Genomic DNA, 21,555 nt, shown 5'->3' on the forward strand with positions numbered 1-21,555 from the left:
AGACTACTTAGGTGTAGAACCAATACGCTTCACCACGAAACCCTTGACGTTCTTGCCATCGTCGATTTCCTGCGTGACCTTAGCAGTGCCGGACAACATTTCGTCTGCCTCGATACCGACGACGTCTTCGCCCTTTTTCATCTTTTGAAACACTTCGAGATAAGGTTTCAGTTCGTTGACTTGCTTTTCCACTTCAGCGGCCAGTTGGGGGTCGTTGGCTAGCTGCTCTTCGAGGATGTCTTGCAGAGCCCTTTCGTGGCGTTTAGGCTTTTGCTCAAAGTTCTTCATCGTCGAGGACGCCTCGTCATTTCCGATCCACTTGTCCTTCAAATATGTGACGAGTTGTTTTGTCTTTTCGTAGGCCTCCTGGCCGACGTGAGAGATCAATTCCTGGGCCCCCTTCGCGAAGTAGGGAGACACGACGCCGATTACCGTGGCGGCTAGTGTGATGGGATCCATAATTCCTCCTCGGGAGCTAGACTTGATTCATTGACGGCCAGCAATAATATAATGCGGGCGCAGAATTGAGAAGATAGCGCCGTTCACCAACCCACACATTGGATTTAAGACTACCCCGTTCGCCTCAGAAGGCTTGGCATGAACAATCTCACAGAGTTCATCGCTGATCGCACCAAGGATTTCACCGGCCGCCAGTGGATTTTCGCTAAGCTGAACGATTGGCTGGCTCAGCCCGGATCGCCTTTCTTTCGGATCGAGGGTGGTCCCGGCACCGGGAAGTCGGCGCTCGCCGCCCGGCTTGTACAAATGAGCGATGGGCTAGTGCCGCCGGCATATCAGAATCTTGGCCCAAACATTCTCGCCTTTTATCACTTCTGTCGCACACCCGGCCGCAGCATCAGTCCGCAGTTTTTCGTGGAAGACTTGTCGCGCGGCCTGGCGAAACGGTATGCCGCGTTTACCAAAGAGTTGCTAAAGGTTGGCGATACCAACGTCAATATCAGCGTCGTACAAAATCTGGGCGCGGTCGATAAAGCGACGGGGGTAGAGATCGCGGAGCTCCATGTCAGCAACCTGTCCAGCCGGGCGGCCTTTGACAGCATTGTGCGCGGACCGCTGGAAGGAATGTACACGGGGGGATTCAAAGAGCAGATTGTCATCTTGATAGATGGCCTCGATGAATCGCTGAGCTACGATGCGGAAAATACCATCGTGGCTTTGCTTGGACAGGCAACCGATCTGCCGTCGCAGGTTCGATTCGTTCTTACCAGCCGGCCCGACGAACGCATTACGGCCGCTTTGGGTGAGCCGGATTTGGATCTGATCAAGAACGCCCCGGATAATGAAACTGACGTTTACGATTATGCCTTGAAGCGCTTGAGTCTCCTGCCTAAAGACCGGCAGGAAGCTTTGGCAGACCGACTCTCCAAAGCTGGAAAAGGAAACTTCCTTTACGTCCGCTATGTCCTGGACGATTTGCCGAAGGACCTTAGTAGTGAAATCGACCTGTCCAAACTGCCGCTGCCGAAGGACTTGTCTGGGATCTATCGGGAATTCATCCGGCGCGAGCTCGGCAAGAATAAAGGAGCGTGGTCCGAAAGATACCGGCCCGTCCTGGGCGCGGTCGCCGTCGCCCGCGGCGATGGTCTTACTCGATCGCAACTTGCCGGCGTAACCGGCATTGCTGAGTCGCACGCCGCGGACGTCTTAGAGGCCAGTATGCAGTATTTAAGCGGCCCGCAGCCCGAGGGCCCGTTTCGTATTTATCACCAATCATTTCGTGATTTCCTGTTTTCCGATCCGGAATTCCAGGTCTACCCGCATGAGGCCCACACCGCCGTCGCGCAGTTTTTTCTGACGACTTACAAAGACGCATGGGCAAGCTGCGAAGAAGAGTACGCCTTGCGGCACACGCCCCAGCATTTAATTGAGGCGCTTGGCCACCTGAATCAACCCGCGCAAAAATTGGCGCGCAAAAAGCCGGCGAAGGATCTGACTGAATTGCTGACGGATCTGGCCTACGTCCTCGCGCGGATCTCGAGCGAACGAGGATTAACCGGCTCGCTCGAGCAGGACTACCGGCAGGCCGTGCGCTTATTGACGACAGGTGATGGCCCAGGCCTGGTCCGCGATTTTGATGATGCATTGCGGCGCGAAAGTCATTTCGTGCGCGAGCGGCCTAACAATGCTTACGTTCAGCTGTTCAACCGGCTCTATCGCGGCCAGGACGGGGCGGTCGACAAACTTCTTGAAGGCTATGCACCCAAGCATGAAGGAGTTTGGCTCAGGCCGCTGCATGCCCTGCCAGTCGATCCGGCACTCCGTCGAACTTTTTACGCGAACCAACGCGAGTCCCACACTACCGGAAGCGTGAGCGTGACTCCCGACGGGCTCTTCGCGATTACGGGGGGGTGGGATGGCATGGTCCGTACGTGGGACCTTGAAGCCGGACAGATGATTCACAGTTGGAGACTGAGCATCGAACAACAGGAGTACCCTCTCAGTCCCGAGCAAGTGAAGATCTCACCGGACGGGAAGCAGGCCCTCACGCGATCTCGCGACAACATAGTTACCTTGTGGGATTCGACGACTGGTTTGGAACTTCGGACGCTTAACAATGCAGCCGACCCCTGGCATGCGGTCGTGATCACCGCAGATTGGCGCCACGCCCTGGCGCTCGCAGGTAAAGGCCTGGTCAAACTTATCGAATTGGCAACCGGTAAGGTAATGGGTTCGTGGTCCATAGAACCGGCACGGTTTGTAACTGTTTCTCAGGATAGTCGCACCATCGCTGTCGCTTCGGGCCACGGGAACGCCATGGTCTGGAGTGTGCCTGGCCCACTGGAAGGTCTATTCGATCAAAGCGCAGGTGACAGTAGCTCAGGTTTGCCGCCTGCAGACGTGCGGCGCGTCGGTCAAGCGGCCTCGTCGCGAACAAGACAGAGCGACTGGGATAACGGTTGGGATGTGAGAAGCATAGGCCTGTCTGAACATGGTGGTGTGCTGGCGCTGGCCTGCTATGACGGCATGCTACGCGTTTACGACACCGCCACAACAAAAGCTCTTTGGGAGAAGGCCGCCGACGATATGCTCCTGGATACCGTTGCGGTTTCAAAAGCAGAAAAACTGGTGATTTCGGGTGGAGGCGAAGGCATTGTACGTCTGTGGGATCTGGACACCGGAAACGAGCGCGCTGCGTTGCGCGGCCATACCGGGCACGTTCTCGAATTGGCATTAACCGCGGACGGTCAGCGCGTTGTCTCCGGCGGGGGCGAGGGTGCGCTGCGCGTGTGGGATGTGCGGTCGGGCCAATCACCTGATTTGCGCAAAGGCCACGAAGGCAAAGTAAAAGCATTGGCGATGTCGATCAGCGGTGACCGGGCAATCAGCGGCGCCGAAGACGGTTTCCTGCAATTATGGAACGTTGACACGGGCGAGGTGCTGCGGAAGTGGAAAGCTCATGACGAAGGCGTGAACGCCGTCCTGATCACGGGCTCAGATACGGCGATCAGTGGCGGCGGCGATACACAGCTTTGCTTCTGGAATACTCAAACCGGAGAAGCGCTAAAGAAAATAACGATCGCCGAAGACGCGACTATTGCTTCGCTCGCAGATGCCGGCGACGGCAAGGTGCTGGTGGGTTCCAGCGCCGGCGAGGTCTCACTGTGGCATCCGGACACGAAGCAACCGCTGGCTCTCATGAAAGACGATGCATCGAGTGTCGAAGGATTAGCTCTCTTACGCGACGCGCGCCAAATTGTTTCTAGTGGAGATGGCCATGTTCGTCTGTGGGACTTCGAATTTGAAAAATTCAGTCCTCGCCACCTCGGTGAGTGGGAGTCGATAGATCAAGCTGGAAACTTCCCCGCCACCAGCCCGTCATCGATTACCGGGATGGCAGTCGCGGCGGACGGTACCAAGGCGGCTATTTGCGATCTTGATGGCAGAATTTGGATTTATGATCTGAAGAAGGTGCAAATCTTTCCGCCTTTGGAAGGTCACGTCAATTATGTGGAGGGGTTGGCGATCTCTCCTGACGGGAAGCTGCTCCTTTCCGGAGGATGGGATGGAACGATGCGTTTGTGGGATCTGGATCAGCGAATCGAGGTGGGTTATTACGCGTGGCAGCTACCGATTGAGTCCTGTGCTTTTGGTTTTGACGGCCAGCAGTTACGAGCCGCGGCCGGCGACGCGCGCGGCAATATCCTCTTCTTTCGCGTCGAGCATTTCAAAATATAAATCAGCTACCCCGAAGTCACTGTGATTGTGCATCTTGCTCACTAGCTGAAAGGAAGTTATGCCCGAAAAAGAGACGCTTGAACGAGCTAAGAAAGATAAGCGCGAAGGAAAAGCGCCCAGCACACAGGCCGGCGAATTTGTTCGTGAAGAGATCGAGCACATTCGCGATGGCAAGCACGGCGCACGATCGGCAAAGCAGGCGATTGCGATTGGACTCTCAAAAGCCCGTCGCGCCGGCGTAGATCTTCCGCCGCCAAAGAAAGGGTCGAAGCGGATTAAAGAACAAGCGAAACGCGATCTGCGCAAAGGTAAGGGGGCAAAGAAGAAATCCACGAAGCGTTCGCGCGCCATGAGAGAAAAACTAAAGGACGAACCTCACAGCGCTGGTTCGAAACTCGCTCTGTCACGACAGGCTAAGAAAGCGGCGAAGAAACGTTCGGCGAAGGATCGTTCGCGCGCAGCTAAGAGGGCGGCGCGCACCCGGAAACGTAACAACTAGGTTGATGCTTTACCTCAAAGTTCCCTGGAGTTCGAATAAATCCTTCAGCCCGGAGGGCTGATAGATAGTAGCCGGTGGTCGCAGACCACCGGAACCGCGGACCCAGTGAGTTGCATCCTGAAAGGATGCAAGAATTCGAGGATTATCTGGCACCCCTCCAGGGTGCAACAAACGAACGCACCGATCCGGAGGTCTCCGCTTCGCTCCGACCTCCGGCTACTCTCTGTGAACCCTTCGGGTTGTGATACCAAGTGAAGGTGAGGCCTTAAGCACTTTGAGGCAACGCCATGGGACGGCTCCGGAAAGCGACCTACTCTACCAGTACGACAGCTTCACCTTTGACCACCGCTTCGCCGCGTTGATTAGTGCAAACTGTCTCCAGCGTCACGATTGGCTTGTCCGGGCGCACGGAGGTCACGGTTACGCGCGCCGTGATCGTATCGCCCGGAAAGACAGGCGCAACAAATTTCAGGGTCTGGCTGAGGTAGATGCTGCCCAAGCCCGGCAATTCGTTGCCGATAACGTTCGAGATAAAAGACGACGTCAGCATCCCGTGCGCGATGCAACCGTGAAAACGGGTTCCCTTCGCGTAGCTTTGATCGAGGTGAATCGAATTTCGATCACCTGAAAGCTCCGCAAACTTCTCGATGTCGTTCTGGGTGATCGTCTTTGTGACTGCGGCTGTATCGCCGATTTTGCACTTCATGGGTTTGTCTCGAACGCTAGAGTTCGATCTGGCGCAATGAGATCACTGGCTCGAGTTCAAGAAGCTTACCGGTCGTGGGCTCATCCAGCGCCCCGTCCACTTGAATGATTGCCATCGCTTCCCCGCCCCGTTCACGCCGGCCGAGATGAAATGCGCTGATGTTGATGCCCGCGTCGCCGAGCACGCTGCCAACTCGCCCGATAACGCCGGGCACGTCGCGATTGTGCATCACCAGCATGTGGCCGCGGGGAATAGCCTCGATCCGAAAGCCGTTGATTCTGGTGAGACGGCCTTCGCGGTAACCTTCAGCGGTGTTGAAAACCGAGCCGGACGCGGTTTGCTCGCCGGTTGCCGTGACCACGGAAGTTCTTATCGCCGAGACGGCATTTGAACCACGCACATAAGATGTAGTCACCGCGATGCCGCGTTCGTCCGCAATCAGAAAAGCGTTGACGGCATTCACGCGCGCGCTGACATCGCGCAACAGACCGGCAAGAAATAAACGCGTGACCGGCGCGGCATCAACATCCACGAGTTCGCCGGCAAACTCGAGCCGCACCTCGCGAACTGCGCTATCCGCCAACTGCGCCTGAAAACGTCCCAGACTTTCTGCGAGCGACAAGTACGGTTGCAACGTGGTCAGTTCGGCTGCGCCTACAGCCGGCATGTTCACGGCGCCTCGCAACGCTCCGGTCTGAAGGTAGTCACGCATCTGTTCAGCGACCGTGAAAGCGACGGCTTCCTGGGCTTCCGCCGTCGAAGCTCCGAGATGCGGCGTCGCGATTACCTGATCGAGACGCAGCAAAGGATGATCTGCCGGCGGCGGTTCCTTTTCAAAGACATCCAGCGCCGCGCCGGCGATCTTTCCGGATTGGATCGCGTCGTGCAACGCCGCCTCATCGACCAGCCCGCCGCGCGCGCAATTGATGACGCGCGCTCCGGTTTTCATTTTGCCGAACGCCTCTGCATTAATCAGTCCCCGTGTTTCATTCGACAGCGGCGTGTGAATCGTCAGGAAATCAGCTCGCGCGAGTACTTCATCCAGCGACCCGGTTTCGACTTCCGCTTCGCCCGCCGGCTGAATCGCAATGAAAGGATCGTGGGCCAGGGCTTTCATTCCCAGCGCCGCTGCCCGCTGTGCGACGGCGCGACCGATGCGGCCCAAGCCAATGATGCCGAGCGTTTTGCCGCGCAATTCCGCGCCGATAAAACGCTTTCGCTCCCAGTGCGCGGCTTTGACGCTGCTGTTGGCCTGCGCCACGTTACGCGCGAGCGCTACCAGGAGCGCGATAGTGTGCTCCGCAGTCGTGATCGTATTGCCGTCAGGCGCGTTCATGACGACGATTCCGTGTGCCGTCGCCGCCTGCACGTCGATGTTGTCAACGCCGACACCGGCGCGGCCGATCACTCGAAGTCTCGGCGCTGAATCCATTAACCCCGCGGTGACCTTCGTTTCGCTCCGCACTACCAGCCCATCGCAATCGGCGAGGACGGTTTGTAACTCAGCCGGCGACAGACCCGTTCGCTTCTCGACCTCGAATCCGGCATCACGCAACGGCTGAAGCCCGCTGTCACTAACATCATCGGCCACTAAAACCTTCGGTGCACTCATCGTGCGCGGATTATATCGGTTTTTCCCAAGCGGCGTCGTTCGCGCCACTAGTGATACACTGCCGCAAACGATTTTGTTACGCAGTGCGGTCCGGAGAGATCGACTTGATTACCGTAACCTGCCTCAACACCGCGACGAAGGAAATCTCAGAGAACTGTCCGGTGCCGGACATCAGTGACCTTCGTCAGGATTCTCAGCATGTAATTTGGGCCGACGTCAGCGATCCCACGAGCCAGGACTTTACGGACCTGGCTGAAGAGTTCGACTTCCATCATCTGTCGATCGAAGACTGCCGCAACGAGCATCAGCGACCGAAGGTTGAGGAATATTCCGGCTACTATTTCATTGTGCTCTATGAAGCCAGTCTGGTCGGCCCGAACGACGCGTTGGAGTTGCGCGAACTGAATATTTTTCTCGGCAAGAACTTTCTGGTCACGGTTCACAGTCGCCCGATCCGCGCTATCGCCACCGCGCGCCGCCTTTGGGAAGAGTGGCTCGATAGATCGGAAGCGGGCGCGGGACTGCTGGCTTACCTGCTCATCGATGCCACGGTTGATGATTATCTTCCCCTCCTCGACATCATCAGCGAGCGGATGGACGATTTAGAGGATTCGATATTCGGCGAATGGCGCGCTGCGGTCATTGAAGAAATATTCATGATCAAGAAGAAGTTGCTTTACCTGCGCCGCGCCATTACGCCCCTCCGCGATGTTTTTAATACCCTGCTCAGGCGTGAACAGCCGATCTTTCCGCGCGAGACCCATGTTTATTTCCAGGACGTTTTTGATCATCTGATTCGCGTCGCCGACAACATCGACACGCTGCGCGATATGTTGAGCTCAACGATGGACGCTTACTTATCGGTCTCAGGAAATCGTATGAACAAAGTAATGAAGCGCCTGACTTCAGTCTCAACGATTCTGATGTCGGTGACTTTGATCGCGGGCATCTACGGCATGAACTTCGTGTTTATGCCTGAGTTAAGATGGCGCTACGGATACGTATTCGCGCTCTTGAGTATCGTCGCCGTCGGCCTGGCGCTGTATGCTTATCTGAAGAAAGTGGATTGGTTGTGAAAAGCAAGGAACTCTCAAAGTTCGTCGCGCATCGCCTTAGACGCCGTTCTGGTGACACGCGCGAACTAGCTGCACAGTTAGCGCCTTTGGAAGAATTGGGCGAGTCGGGTGAGGCTAACACCGATGCCTCGCAACTCGTGGCTCGGGAAAATGGATTAATTGTCGTCGGCGCCGCGCAAACGGAACTGGCAAAAGAGGTGGCCGCGGCTGAAGATCGAAACGGCGCTTTGGGTCTGGAACCGGTCGTCATCGTCATCGTGGGATTGCTGCTGGTTTTCATTGCGTTCATCGCCTGGCAAATATCGCAGATGCCGGCGACTAAGATCATTAACTAACCAAGAGAGAAACCCCCTGATGGAAATCTATGTCTATCGCGAAGGCGCGGAACGAGTTGAATCCGGCTTCCCCGCTGAACAGCTAGCTGAGCTTCTGAAAGATGAAAAGGCCGTTACCTGGATTGATATGGAGGCGCCGACGGCAGCGGACGAGCAGCTGTTAGCAGACGTATTTCGCTTTCATCCGCTCACCCTGGAGGATTGCCGCGAGACGCGGAATTATCCGAAGGTCGAAGAGTTCCCCGGCTATCTTTATTTCATCGTGCATGGTGTGCGCGCCGACACCAGTCCCGATCATTTCAATACGATCGAACTCGATGCGTTTCTCGGGCCGAACTATGTCATCACTTATCACCACGACATGTTTCGCAGTATCAACAACGTGAAGAAGCTGGTGATGACGACGCCTATCGCGTGCCAACGCGGGCCGGCGTTTTTGTTACATCAAATCCTGGATCAGATTGTCGATTTCTATTCGCCCGTGCTCGACGATTTCGATGAACGGATAGCGAAACTCGAAGACGACATCTTTACTTTGAGCCGGCCGAACCAGGCCATCCTCGAAGAGATTATGGATTTAAAACGTGGCGTGCTTCGTCTGCGGCGCATCTCAGCGCGGCAAATGGAGGTGATCCTCCGCACGAGCCGAGGCGAATTTGCATTGATTCCGGGACCGATGCTGCCGTTCTATCGTGACATTCACGACCACATCATTCGTATTACCGACCTGGCTGAGAGCTATCGCGATCTAATCAGCGGCTGCCTGGACGCTTACATGTCGGTGGTCGGCAATCGCATGAACGAAATCATGAAAGTGTTGACGATCTTTTCCGCGATCATGCTGCCACTGACGTTCATCGCCGGTGTGTACGGGATGAACTTTGAAAACATGCCTGAGCTGGCCACGCGGTTTGGCTATTTCGTAGTACTCACGATCATGGTGTTCGTCGCCATCGGCATGCTGCTTTTCTTTTGGGCCCGCGGGTGGCTTGGTCGATCGTAAAGGCCCTCCCAGGGTGCCGAATTTGACGCCGACTTTTCCGGGGGTCTACGCTTCGCTGCGACCCCCGGCTACTCTCTGGCAACCCTTCGGGTTGCGAACCTTCCTGCAAAACTAGCAGTCAGATTAACTTGCTCAGTCGGTCAGGCGTCGTGCTGTCTGACCGCTCGAGCCCGCAGGCCCGACGTCTCACTTTCGTGAATTGTCATATTTTGTTGAAGTTTCTGCTCATATTTCTTGCGGCACAACCGTTGCCAAACGAGGGTCGCGCCAACGTGTGGCGTACTGAGACTAGTTTGGAGAGACGAGATCGATGAGACTGAAAGAGACCCTCAAGAAGCAATTCGCCTTAGCCCTAATGGCTTTATTCTTCGCGCCCCTGATCCCCATGGGAGTCAGGGCCGACCAGGCGAAAAACAACGGGCCGCAATCACAAGGTTCGGCAAAACGATCGAAGATCGCCCCCGATCTGGACGACGACGTCAATCGCGTCTCATCTGGCGAGAAGCCCGACAAAACTGCCCGCGTTATTGTGCAACTAAACGACCCCCAGAAGTCGACCGATACGGATCTCCAAAATAAGTTCGCCGCTCGCAAGGGTCGCTTCAAGAATGCTTATCGCAACTTAGGATTGGTTACCGCAGATCTGCCGATGTCGCGCATTCGCGATCTGGAAAATGACGAGGACGTTGCATACATTAGCCCGGACCGCGAGGTTGTTTCCCACGGACACATCGAGACCTCAGTGGCCGCCGCTCAAGCCGACGCGCGCAGCGAGGTTACCGGTTTCTCTTCCCTCAACGGCACGGGTGTGGGCATCGCCGTCCTCGATAGTGGCATAGACGACACGCACAACCTGATTAAAGCTTCTACGGGTCGCCCCGGGGTCGCTTATTCCAAGACCTATACCGGTATCGCCGGGAACCGAGACTACTTTGGACATGGTACTCACGTAGCTTCAATGCTAATGGGTAATCCGGGATTCAAGTCCAACTACTACGGCGGCATTGCTTACGAAGCGAAAGTCATTAGCCTGGCCGTTCTTGACGCGCAGGGCCGCGGGACTGCCAGCAATGTGATCGCGGCGATTGATTGGTGTATTGCGAACAAGGCGACCTATAACCTCCGCGTCATCAACCTGAGCCTTGGCGCGCCGCCGAAAGACAGCTACAAGAACGATCCATTGTGTCTGGCCGCCCGCCGCGCTCACAACGCCGGCATCGTCGTAGTAGCTGCTGCGGGAAACCGTGGCAAAGATTTAGATGGCGACAAGATCTACGGCGGCATCGATTCACCCGGCATTGACCCGTCGGTCATTACGGTGGGCGCCACCAACAGTTTCGGCACTGACGCAAGATACGATGACAGGATCACTTCGTACAGCTCCCGCGGGCCGACTCGCGGCTATACGAAGGATTCATCGGGCATCAAGCGTTATGACAATCTGATCAAGCCGGACATCGTCGCGCCAGGTAACAAGTTGATCGGCGCCATGTCTCCCAGCAGCAGTGGCAAATTGGCAGCGCTCGTAACCCTCTATCCGTCGCTCAAGGTCGGCAGCTCCACCGCCACAGACCAGTGCATGTACCTGAGCGGCACCTCGATGTCCGCGCCCATAGTAGCGGGCATCGCTGCCTTAATGTTGGAGGCGAATCCGAACCTCACTCCCAGCCTGGTCAAGGCCATTCTGATGTATTCAGCCCAGCCGATCGACGGCTTCAACACACTCGAGCAAGGCGCGGGACAGGTAAACGCTGAAGGCGCAGTCAAACTCGCCAGCCTGGTCAAGTCAAATGCGAGCACTTTGTCGCAGGGAAGCGCGATGCTCAATAGCTGGGACGAGAACGATCAGGACAACTACATTTCCAGCACTAACGAGCGCATTGATTGGGGACGCGGTATCGTCGGCGATTACTGCGTGCTGTATGGCAGCGACTTAATGACCAAGTGGCAAGGCATGTATGGGCATGGCAAAGTGATCGCCGACGCAACTTCGATAACGAATGGCGTAATCGTGCGCAACACGACCCTAATTACCAGCGGTATCGCGCTTACTGCGGGACCGGTAACGGTCACCGGCGTTCTGTTGAGCGATGGCACCCTGTTTACCAGTGGTGTCCTGCTTAGCGACGGCGTGTTATTGAGCGATGGTGTCTTGTTGAGCGACGGCGTACTGCTCAGCGACGGTGTGCTTCTCAGTGATGGCGTGCTGCTTTCCGACGCCATCTCAAAGGGCGATAACACGTCCGCGATGAGTCCATCCTATTGATTTGGGCTGCTACTGGAGGAGAACACACCATGTATAGACAGACTGCCCAAGCCCAAATCATGCCCCCGCCCGTGCCGACGATGTCAGGCTGGGCGCAACAGGTAATCACCCAGAGACTTACAGACGAGTGTCAATCGGAAGTACTCGAATTTCTGGCGCGACGCCCGCTGCACACAGTTACGCTCGTGGGAATCATCAGAGACAATGGCCTTGTCAGTGCATTTAACCGCGGCAATTTCTACGCTTGCCGCAACCGCGCGGGCGAACTTGAAGGGGTCGCGCTGATTGGCCATGCGACGCTGATGGAGACGCGCACCGAGCGCGCGCTTCAGGCTTTTGCGGAAATCGCGCAGAAGTGCACGACCGCTCGCATGATCATGGGCGAGCAAGAGCGCATCGAGGAGTTCTGGAACTGTTACTCCAATGACGGACAGACAATGCGCCGCGCCTGCCGCGAGCTGTTGTTTGAGCTGCGCTGGCCCATCGAAGTCCGCAAGCCCTCAGAGGGACTGCGACTGGCGACCCCAGAAGATCTGGAACTAATTCTGCCGGTGCATGCGGAAATGGCGTTTGATGAAAGTGGCGTCAATCCCCTCGAAGTCGATCCCGTCGGTTTTCGCGAACGATGTCTGCGGCGGATCGAGCAGGGCCGGACGTGGGTCTGGATCGAGTCCGGGAAACTTATCTTCAAGACCGATATCGTCTCGTATACAGAATCAGTCGTTTATCTTGAAGGTGTCTGGACCGCGCCCGAACATCGCGGCAAAGGCTACGGTTTGAATTGCATGTCTGAGCTGGGACATCTTCTGCTGCAGCGCGTAGATTCCATTTGCGTTCTCGTAAACGAGCAGAACATTGCCGCCCATGACTTCTACAAACGATCAGGCTTCAAATTCCAATCCGTTTACGACACGATTTTTCTCGCCTAATCCGACTCACCTATTCCGCTCACCGGACGATTAATAAATAAGTCGAAACAAGTAGAGCATTGGCGATGAGGGCGTAAACTCCTGCGAGCACGTCGTCGGCCATGATTCCCAATCCAGATTCCAGCCCCTCGAGGCGGCGAATCGGATAAGGCTTCCAAATGTCGAACAGACGAAACAAGAGGAACGCCGACAGGATGCTCCACCAAGTGTGCAGCCAAAACGGGCCTGACAGGAGGGCGATCATTTGGCCGGCGACTTCATCGATGACGACTATCGACGGATCCTTCCGCTGAATTACTTTTTCGGTGCGGGTCGCGGCCCAGATGCCCAGCATCGTTGTCGCAAACGTCAGCAGCAGCATGAACGCTAACTGCGGCGTGAACACGTAAAGCAGACTCGCCCCTGTTCGTTGCGCATTCGCTTCAAGCACTCCATAAAACCAACCCGAAACACTTAGATACAGACCAGCACCTACCAAAGCTCCCAGAGTGCCCGGCGCCACCGGCAAGTACCCGACGCCGCAAGTGGCAATTGCGAGGGCAACGTAATCGCTCGCTGAGCGTCGTTTCGGCGCGGGAACTTCTGCCGCCGGAACAACGACATCGGGATTGAACTCATCACTGGATTCTTTGATTGGCATGCGTGGGTGGTGTCACGGACTTCAGATTTGTGGTTTCAACTAGTTGCACAGACTTTCAGTGTGTGATTTCAACAAAAGCCTCTCTTAGGCTTGGAACACAGACTGAAGTCTGTGCCACTTCCCACCGGTTCGCTAATTGCTTTCGATTGCGGCTTAGGCCTATGCTGTCAACGTCCTCCCCTTTACCAACCGCGTTTCGTCAGCCCGCAATGCTGCATCGAATACTTCCGAGTCTTTTATCAGACAAGTTCTTGAAGTGTCGAGTGCCATCAAACTACGACATGTGGATAAATCATTTAGCGGCAAGTCGGTCAAAGCTGATTTCGCTACGCATCGTAGTCTGCTTGATGATGGTTCTGAGCTTGCCTTACGCGGCTCGCGTCACCGCTAATCCAAAGCCCGCGTGGCAACCGTCTGGTCGGATTCGCGGAGTCACTCTCGCTGTCACCGGCGATCGGCGTGAGCGTTTACCGCGCGTCGTGCTCGTACTCACGGGCCCGGCACTCGGCGATAACAAACTGGCAATCATCAGCGACGATCAGGGCGAGTATTCATTCAATCGCCTGGCGGCCGGAGATTATACGCTGGTCGCGACTCATGCGGGCTTTGAACGATCGGAACAGAAAATAACCCTGGCGATCGACGCGACAGTCGATCTCGATGTGTCCTTGCAGCCCAGCACCGTTCAGGTAATTGTCGATGTTGCACCCGAACCGGACCGCATCAACACCACCGACACCACCGTCGCCGGACAGTTATCGGCCACGAAGCTGCGCGACGTGCCACTGGTGAACGAAAAGTTCCAGGACGCGCTGCCGCTGCTTCCGGGAGTGACGCGAAGTCCCGACGGCGCTCTCAACATTAAGGGGACGCGACCCGACCAAAGCGGCACGCTGGTCTCGAGCTTGAACGTTAGCGATCCCGTGACCGGCGATGCCGCAATCGACCTGCCGCTCGAAGCCGTCGAATCGGTGCAGGTTTTCTCAAATCCGTTTTCCGCTGAGTACGGCCGATTCACCGGCGCGGTTACCGCGATCGAGACTCGCTCCGGGAGCAACCGTTGGCGATATCTTGTGACGAACGTGCTGATGCGTCCGCGCATTCGCGACGGCAAGATTTACGGCGTCCAGTCCGCGACGCCCCGGATAGCTGTCGGCGGTCCAATCAAGAAAGACAAAATTTTCTTCTTCCAGAGTTTTGAATATCGCTTCGTGCGATCCGAAGTGACGAGCCTGCCACCCGCCCAGCGCGACAGCAAGCTAGAAAGCTTTGATTCGTTTACGCGTTTTGATTTCAATCTCAACGACTCAAACCGTCTGGCCGTGAGCTTTTCGCTCTTCCCGCAGAAACGGGACGGCATTAACCTGAATACATTCACGCCGCTCGACACCGCGGCGAACCTGCACCAACGCGGATGGTTCTTCGCCGTTAATGAACAGGCCACTTTCGCGAAGGGCGCTCTGCTCCAATCAAGTTTTAGTCTGAAACAGTTTGACCTCGATGTCTTTGGAAACAGCGGCGGGCCCTTTGTGATCTCGCCGGAGCGACGTTCGGGCGGTTGGTTCAATCGGCAGGGCCGCGAGAGCCGTCGGGCCGAATGGCTCGAGACGTTGTCTCTGCCGGAAAAGAAGTATTACGGCAAACACGATCTTAGATTCGGTATCAACGTCAGCCATACGACGTTCGACGGCAGCGATGTGTCGGCGCCGGTTCGCATTGTCCGCCGCGATGGCACCCTCAGTCAGCTCATCACTTTTGCTGGTGCGGGTGCCTTAGAACGAAACAACACTGAGCTGGCCGCTTTCGCGCAGGAGACGTGGCATGCACACCAGAGGTTAACGATTGATCTTGGCTTGCGCTGGGACAGGGACAGCATCAGCAAGAACAACAACTTTGCCCCGCGACTCGGGTTCGCTTTACTGCCGTTTGCGAATGAGCGGACGGTGATTCGCGGCGGAGTCGGTCTGTTTTACGACAAGATTCCGATCAACGTCGGCATCTTTCAGCAATATCAACAACGAGTGGTGACGACGTTTGCCCCAACCCTCGCCGTGATCATTGATGGCCCGCGGACATTCAGTCACGTCGTCGACCCCAGCGGTCTGCGGAACCCCTACAGCGTTGCTGGCACTCTTCAGATCGATCACGAAATCAAAAGACTGCTTCTCAGATTTGGTTTTGAAGAACGACGTACCCGGCGCGATTTCATTCTTGATCCGACAGCTGATGGCCGGCTGCTGCTGAGAAATGATGGCGAAGCGCGTTATCGCGAATTTCAGGTGACTGGTCGGTTTCGCTTACAGGAGCGAAGGCATCTGTATCTCGCCTATGTACATTCGCGCGCGACGGGCGATCTCAACCCATTCAATAACTACTTCGGCAACATTCGCAATCCTGTGATTCGCGCGAACGAACGCTCGCTGCAACCGTTCGACGCGCCGAACCGGCTGCTCTTCTGGGGCGACATTGGCCTGCCGAAACAGATCACGGTTTCGCCCGTAATGGACTGGCACACGGGCTTTCCCTTTTCGTTGGTCGATGAGAATCAAAACTTTGTGGGCGCGCGCAATCGCGCCGGTCGCTATCCGAACTTTTTTGCGCTCGATCTTCAGATTACGAAGGGGCTGACCCCACGAGTCCCGAATTGGGGATTCATTCCCGCGCAGTTTCGCGGCCGGAAGTTTCCTGGACGCTTCGGCATAAAACTGTTCAATCTCACCAACCACTGGAACCCGCGCGATTTCCAAAACAATATTCACGCGCCAGATTTCGGTTCGTTCTACAACAGTCCGCGCCGGGGTATCAGATTGAAGTTTGAGTTCGTGAAGTTTTAGACGGAGTTGATGGCGAACTAATAGAGGTTGAAGTTGTATTCGAGCTGCATCCACATCGAAACCGGCTGCCCGTCCTTGGTGGCCGGCGTAAATCGTATCTGACGCGCGGCGTCGATAGCCCGTACCGTTAAACCGTGAGGTAGTTTTCTGATAACCCAGAGGTTCGTTACCTTGCCGTCTTTTGAAAAGACACAGCGCAAAACGACCGTTCCAGTGGTCAAAAACTTTCTCGCGCTTTCGGTGTATGACGGTTCAGGTTTGGACAGCACGCGTGCCCTTGTGGTGACTTCGCTGCTTCTAAATACTTTCTCGTCGGTGAGGTCGTTTGGGTGCCGAACCCGCGTGCCGGGCGTGCCCGGCTCAACGCTGTCAATCGGCAACCGTCCCGGCACATCCTTCGCGACGGCGAATGATTGAAAGAACGGTTCTTGCTCCCAGGTCGCTCCGATCGAATTCATCGCCAATAAAACATAAAGACGCGACTCAGTAACATAAAACTGCGCCGTCCCGGTTGCGCTTCCGATCGTGAGGGTGTACTCGCGGCCCGGCAACGGCTTCGGTGCCAACTCTTTGACATAGGCCATCCCGGCTGTTGCTCGCCGGTCGTCAGGAAGTTTATCTCGTTCGCTTTTCAGCAAACCATCCCAAATGACGTCAGCGCTGGAATCAAGGTAGGTGTCCGTGATGAGGGGCTCGGCGCCGGAACCAGCGGCGAGTTCTAACACCCAAAGTCGGTACGTCGCGCCGTTCGGCGCAGAAGCTTGATAGGACTTTACCTTGATGTCGAGGTCACCGAAGTTACTCTTCAACTTCGTGTAACTTTCTTCCTTAGGCCGATGAGGCATCAAGACCTGGAAGTAATCCCGAGGAGAAGAGACTTTAACCCAGAAGTCTGGCGCCTGCGCTCGGGTGGCGTACGCAGTGCCCAATACGAGAAGCGACAACACTGCACTTAGAAGGTGCTTCATTGATTAGATAATCCGTCCGACCAGATCGTATTCCTGCGCTTCCTCGATTAGCACATCAACCATCTGGCCGGGAACCGGAACGAGACCTTCAGGCGCGTCATTGATCAGAACACATCCATCAATGTCCGGCGCCTGGGTTTCCATTCTTCCCTGCCAAAGCAAATCACTCTCGTTTGATTCGCCTTCGAACATTACCCGGACGGTCTTACCGACCATCGCGGCGTGCTTTCGCTTGGCGATCTTCGATTGCTCTTTCATTAGCTGATCGCGACGGCGCTTGGCGATTTTAGGATCGACTTTATTCGGCAGCTCGTAAGCCGGCGTGCCTTCTTCATCTGAATACGTGAAAACACCGACGCGATCGAATCCGACGTTCTTGATGAAGGTCATCAGCTCATCGAAATCCTCTTCGGTCTCGCCCGGAAAACCAGTGATGAAAGTCGTGCGCACGCCAATTCCCGGTACGCGGCGGCGCACTCGCTCGATCAAACGTTCGAGCGACGCCCGGTTCCCGCCTCGCTTCATCAGCTTCAAAACATTCTGCGAAGCATGCTGCAAAGGCATGTCGAGATACTTCACGGCCTTTGGCTCTTCGGCGAGCACGTCCAGAAAGCCGTCGCTAATATGCGTCGGATAGGTATACATCACGCGCACCCACTCAATGCCATCGGCGTGCGACAGCTCGCGCAAGAGACGCGCGAGCGCGTCCGGCTTGCCCAGGTCTTCGCCATAACGCGAAGAGTCCTGCGCCACCAGAATCAGTTCCCTCACGCCCTCTTCAGCCAGCTGATGAGCTTCGGCTACGAGCGAACCAAAACGACGGCTGCGAAAGTGGCCGCGCATCTGGGGAATAAAACAGAAGGCGCAGGGCCGATCACATCCTTCGGCAATCTTGATGTACGCGTAATGACTCGGCGTCGCGAGCACGCGAGGCGTCGATTCGTCGTAGAGATAAGTGGCGCTTTGATTCCCGAGCGGAATCACCGGCAACGACCGTGTGTTCGTCTGCGGATCACAAACGCTCAGGATTTCGTTGATCTGACTCGTGCCGATGAACGCATCGACTTCCGGCATCTCTGCCTTCAATTCATCTCGATAACGCTCGACCAGACAACCGGCGACCACCAAGCGCGTGGCTTTCCCCTCAGTCTTCAAACGCGCGGCTTCGAGAATTGCTTCGATCGATTCCTTTTTTGCTGAATCGATAAAGCCGCACGTGTTTACGACGACCGTGTCCGCGTCTTCCGCGTCAGCGGTAATCTCAAAACCTTTTTGCTTGAGTTGCCCCATCATCACCTCGCTATCGACGAGGTTCTTTGGACAGCCAAGACTGATAAATCCAACTTTGTTCATTTGCTTAGTAAATCGTGAATCGCAAATCGTGAATAGAAAATCGAAGTTGTTTAGAGGCGGGCTACCGCCCGCCCGTTTTCAATATCGCGTTGGCGGGCAGTAGCCCGCCTCTAAACTATCTTTATCTGCTTTGTCTTCCCTCCGTGTCCTCGCGATTCAATTATTCTTCCTACTTTGTTCAAGTCGCGCCAACAGACTCTCGATATGACTTCGTTCCGCGTCGGACAGCTTCTCTTCCCCAAAACGGACTCGATTGTACGCGTTCGTAATATCTCGCGCTTCGTTCACGCCGGTGGCGGAAGCGAACTCTAAGGGCGTTTCGTACAGCTCGCGCTTGATACCCTGCTTCTCCAGGGCTTTTAGCAATCGTTCATAGAATTCGACGCGGCTTGCTTCCGACTCATTCGCGCCTCGCCACACTGTTAGTCCCCGGCGCCAGCCAAATCGCCGCACCCGGCGCGTCAACAGAACGGCGGCCATCAGTCCAAACAACGATGTCACGCCCAACAGAATTGGCCCAATGAGCGCAGGAAATGCCGCCCGCGCCTGCGCGAATTTGTTAACTGAGCCACGCTGCAGATCAAATAGCTTGTTCCGCGCCGAAATTACCAGAGATCGCTGTTCCTGCTTGTCGTATCCCACGACGTACTGGAACCACATCAACTCCAGCGCTTCAGAATATTTGCTCAGCATGCCGGCAAAGCCGGTCCGCGTAGTCGCAGCGCGGCCCGCGGACGGAGTCGGATCGAAAGTCACCCAGGATTTGGTTTCGGGGAAATAGACTTCCACCCAGGAGTGCGCATCGCTCTGTCGCACTGTGAACGCGCCCGACGCGTCGTTGAATTCACCGGGCAGGAAGCCGTTTACCAGACGCGTCGCCACGCCCTGCGTGCGCAACATGACGGCCATGGCCGTAGCGAAATACTCGCAGTGGCCCTGCTTCACATTAAAAAGAAAATCCGCGAGCGGATCGGATCCGCTGGCTTTCATCTCGAGCGAGTAGCCATATCCGTCGCGCAGATGAGATTCAACCGCGCGCGCCGCGTCATACCAGGTGCGCGCTTCGCTCTGCTGAATGACATCGCGCGTGAGTGTGCGGATACGCGGATCGAGGTTCGCCGGCAACTCCAGATACCGCACCGACTCAACCACGTACTGAAGCCGATCGTTGCGAAGTGCATTTACGCTTGGCTCGGATGTATCGGAATGCACTCGGTACACCAGGCGCTCCTGATCGTGCGGACGCGTCTGAATCGCCCCCTCGGCATCGACGCGGACAAACGGCAAGTTACCTCTCACTCCTACCACGCGCGGCGCGCCGAATAGAACCGGAGTATCCACCGGCTCCATAAAAAAAGTTTGCGTCGTCAGGTGGTCCAGGCTTTCAGCGGTGCCAAGTTTGAACAGGCCGTTGTTACTCTCCTTTTTATCAAACCGTTCCGCGCCAGCCGATTTCTTCCAGGCTTTACCCGTGAAGCTATCCAAAGCGACTCCGCGCCAGCGCAAACGCGTCGGCGGCACGCTGCCAAATTCATCAATACGCACACGCATGAAAATTTCGTCATTGCGTTTAAGTTGGCCGATCTGACCGAGCGTCACGCTGTCTGAGAAGCCGACGAAACCGGAAATCCCGGCTCCGCCGCGACGCAATGCGCTGGACGCAGTACGCGGCGCGATTAAGAAGAACGGCAGCGCCAGAATCACAATCAGGATCAGCAAGGCCACGGAGACCAGCGGCAAGCGTCGCGTCTCGAGATACCGGCGGCGCCAAAGCCGCATCGGCAGCTTTTGAAAAAGTGTTGAATCCGGCGGAACGAGCAGGCGCGTCTGCGTAGCGGTAACTTTCTTGCGCGCTTTCTGAATTTCAAACGCGACGATCGTCGAGAGCGCGCACAGCAGATAAAGAATCAGTACCCCGAGGAACATCGGGCTCGCCGTCAGTCCGGCCGCCAGCAACACCGTGAAAAATGAGATCAGGTAGAGAAAGAACCAATCCCGATCGTGCTTGCGTTGGAAAAGTTTTACGGCCGAGAGAAAAAGAATCAGGTGCGAAAGAACAGCTACTTCGACACCACCACGCGGAATTGAGCCGCCCTCCGTCGCGCCAGTTCCCGTTGGGTCAACGGCGTCACCGAGCCCTGAGAGCAGGAGCGGTGTGAGCACCTGCCAATCAAGGTAGAAAAACGGAATCGAAACCAGAATGACTGCCAGCGCGAGTCGCTCGCTCAACTGCCAACGGCTGTCTTCAAGTTTGAAAGCGACGACCATCACCAGGGCAAACGCGCCCAGCAACCACAGCCCCACCCCGCCCGCGACATAGAGCGCCAGCGCCGCGGCGGCGATCGTCGCGTAGGAAGTCAGACGGAAGTAGGTGCCAAACTGCATGCAACGTGCTTTGATGAAAAAAGCCCGCTCAAGTTTACCCTGAGCGGACTTCCTTTAATAATCGCGGCATTCGCGGCACTCAGGTCAGGACTACGAACGGCTCTGTTTTTCCTCGCTTTTCCAAAAACGCGGCGAGCCTTGCTGCGTCGGCATCGCTCATTTGCATCACTTTGGCGCCCACGAACCATTTCGCCTGACCGTTAACGCCCAGTCGCTCACAATTAATGATTGAGACCACCGCCGCCACGGCCGCGGCCGGCAAATTGACGGTGACGTACAGGAAGCAACCAGGTTTTGTGAGTTGCTCTTGAGGAAACCGGCTGCCGACAAACGACAGTGCCATGCCTCCCTGGCTAATTGTTTCGCAGTGGCCGCGGGCAGGGGTCGAGTATGAAACATCCCAACTCAGCGCGTGTCGCTCGACTAAGCTGATGGTGGCCGGCAAATGAACTTTGTAGCGGGCAAAGCGGCGATTGTTTTCGTTCGGTTCGCGATGCGAGGTAGGTTTGCGCTCCAGCTTGCGTAGCGGATCGAACCCCTTGAACTCGAGGCCACAATTGTTGCAGAGCAGCTCGTGCAGACCGGCCATCTGCAAAACAAAAGATGAATCGTTATAGCCACGCTGAACACGTGTGCTTTTGCATCGCGGACACCACATAGAGAACCCCGGTCTTAGGTCTTAGGTCTTAGGTCTTAGGTCTTAGGAAATCCTCGTGAAAGCGCGAATACATTTACGGTTCACGATTTACCAT

The 21,555-nt window shown here is 56.0% G+C and carries 16 protein-coding genes; 8 read left to right on the top strand and 8 right to left on the bottom strand.

What is annotated here, in order from left to right:
- Positions 1 to 3: 3 nt before the first annotated feature.
- The gene (locus VFX97_04050; protein ID HEX5702373.1) at positions 4 to 459 is read right to left on the bottom strand and encodes a hypothetical protein; all 456 of its coding nucleotides are present in this window, start codon (positions 457 to 459) and stop codon (positions 4 to 6) included.
- A gap of 138 nt (positions 460 to 597) precedes the next feature.
- Between VFX97_04050 and VFX97_04055 the strand changes: the two genes are divergently transcribed.
- Entirely contained in the window at positions 598 to 4,197 is a 3,600-nt protein-coding gene (locus VFX97_04055) for a WD40 repeat domain-containing protein (protein ID HEX5702374.1), read from the top strand.
- Between the two features lie 58 nt (positions 4,198 to 4,255).
- Positions 4,256 to 4,696 (top strand): DUF6496 domain-containing protein, encoded by a 441-nt coding sequence (locus tag VFX97_04060; GenBank protein HEX5702375.1) that lies wholly within the window; start codon positions 4,256 to 4,258, stop codon positions 4,694 to 4,696.
- 310 nt (positions 4,697 to 5,006) lie between these two features.
- On the opposite strand, the gene VFX97_04065 is transcribed toward VFX97_04060, so the two are convergent.
- On the bottom strand, positions 5,007 to 5,402 hold the full coding sequence (locus VFX97_04065; GenBank protein ID HEX5702376.1) for a MaoC family dehydratase: 396 nt from the start codon (positions 5,400 to 5,402) through the stop codon (positions 5,007 to 5,009).
- 16 nt (positions 5,403 to 5,418) lie between these two features.
- On the bottom strand, positions 5,419 to 7,014 hold the full coding sequence (gene serA / locus VFX97_04070; GenBank protein ID HEX5702377.1) for a phosphoglycerate dehydrogenase: 1,596 nt from the start codon (positions 7,012 to 7,014) through the stop codon (positions 5,419 to 5,421).
- Between the two features lie 104 nt (positions 7,015 to 7,118).
- Between serA and corA (VFX97_04075) the strand changes: the two genes are divergently transcribed.
- The 5 genes from corA (VFX97_04075) to VFX97_04095 all read left to right on the top strand — a co-directional run bounded on the left by corA (VFX97_04075) (position 7,119) and on the right by VFX97_04095 (position 12,623).
- A complete protein-coding gene (gene corA / locus VFX97_04075) occupies positions 7,119 to 8,090 on the top strand; it encodes a magnesium/cobalt transporter CorA (GenBank protein HEX5702378.1) in 972 nt (323 codons plus the stop codon).
- Positions 8,087 to 8,425: a hypothetical protein gene (locus VFX97_04080; GenBank protein ID HEX5702379.1), complete on the top strand. Its 339-nt coding sequence runs from the start codon at positions 8,087 to 8,089 to the stop codon at positions 8,423 to 8,425. The genes corA (VFX97_04075) and VFX97_04080 overlap by 4 nt, the downstream gene beginning before the upstream one ends.
- A 19-nt stretch (positions 8,426 to 8,444) precedes the next feature.
- A complete protein-coding gene (gene corA / locus VFX97_04085) occupies positions 8,445 to 9,428 on the top strand; it encodes a magnesium/cobalt transporter CorA (protein HEX5702380.1) in 984 nt (327 codons plus the stop codon).
- Positions 9,429 to 9,783: 355 nt separating this feature from the next.
- The gene (locus VFX97_04090; GenBank protein ID HEX5702381.1) at positions 9,784 to 11,694 is read left to right on the top strand and encodes a S8 family peptidase; all 1,911 of its coding nucleotides are present in this window, start codon (positions 9,784 to 9,786) and stop codon (positions 11,692 to 11,694) included.
- Positions 11,695 to 11,723: 29 nt separating this feature from the next.
- Positions 11,724 to 12,623 carry a GNAT family N-acetyltransferase gene (locus tag VFX97_04095; protein HEX5702382.1) on the top strand — a complete coding sequence of 300 codons (900 nt, stop codon included), beginning with the start codon at positions 11,724 to 11,726 and terminating at the stop codon, positions 12,621 to 12,623.
- A gap of 19 nt (positions 12,624 to 12,642) precedes the next feature.
- On the opposite strand, the gene VFX97_04100 is transcribed toward VFX97_04095, so the two are convergent.
- The gene (locus VFX97_04100; GenBank protein ID HEX5702383.1) at positions 12,643 to 13,263 is read right to left on the bottom strand and encodes a phosphatidylglycerophosphatase A; all 621 of its coding nucleotides are present in this window, start codon (positions 13,261 to 13,263) and stop codon (positions 12,643 to 12,645) included.
- Between the two features lie 347 nt (positions 13,264 to 13,610).
- On the opposite strand from VFX97_04100, the gene VFX97_04105 reads away from it, so the two are divergent.
- Positions 13,611 to 16,097: a TonB-dependent receptor gene (locus tag VFX97_04105; GenBank protein ID HEX5702384.1), complete on the top strand. Its 2,487-nt coding sequence runs from the start codon at positions 13,611 to 13,613 to the stop codon at positions 16,095 to 16,097.
- Between the two features lie 17 nt (positions 16,098 to 16,114).
- Here VFX97_04105 and VFX97_04110 read toward each other — a convergent pair whose 3' ends face one another.
- The 4 genes from VFX97_04110 to VFX97_04125 form a co-directional block, all read right to left on the bottom strand.
- The gene (locus VFX97_04110) at positions 16,115 to 17,065 is read right to left on the bottom strand and encodes an energy transducer TonB (protein HEX5702385.1); all 951 of its coding nucleotides are present in this window, start codon (positions 17,063 to 17,065) and stop codon (positions 16,115 to 16,117) included.
- Positions 17,066 to 17,068: 3 nt separating this feature from the next.
- Complete coding sequence (gene rimO / locus VFX97_04115) at positions 17,069 to 18,418, bottom strand: 30S ribosomal protein S12 methylthiotransferase RimO (protein HEX5702386.1); 1,350 nt, start codon at positions 18,416 to 18,418, stop codon at positions 17,069 to 17,071.
- A 156-nt stretch (positions 18,419 to 18,574) separates the two neighbouring features.
- On the bottom strand, positions 18,575 to 20,803 hold the full coding sequence (locus VFX97_04120; protein HEX5702387.1) for a transglutaminaseTgpA domain-containing protein: 2,229 nt from the start codon (positions 20,801 to 20,803) through the stop codon (positions 18,575 to 18,577).
- A gap of 79 nt (positions 20,804 to 20,882) precedes the next feature.
- Positions 20,883 to 21,461: a hypothetical protein gene (locus tag VFX97_04125; GenBank protein ID HEX5702388.1), complete on the bottom strand. Its 579-nt coding sequence runs from the start codon at positions 21,459 to 21,461 to the stop codon at positions 20,883 to 20,885.
- Between the last annotated feature and the right edge of the window lie 94 nt (positions 21,462 to 21,555).

The sequence above is a fragment of the Pyrinomonadaceae bacterium genome, from assembly GCA_036277115.1.
Classification (GTDB): domain Bacteria; phylum Acidobacteriota; class Blastocatellia; order Pyrinomonadales; family Pyrinomonadaceae; genus UBA11740.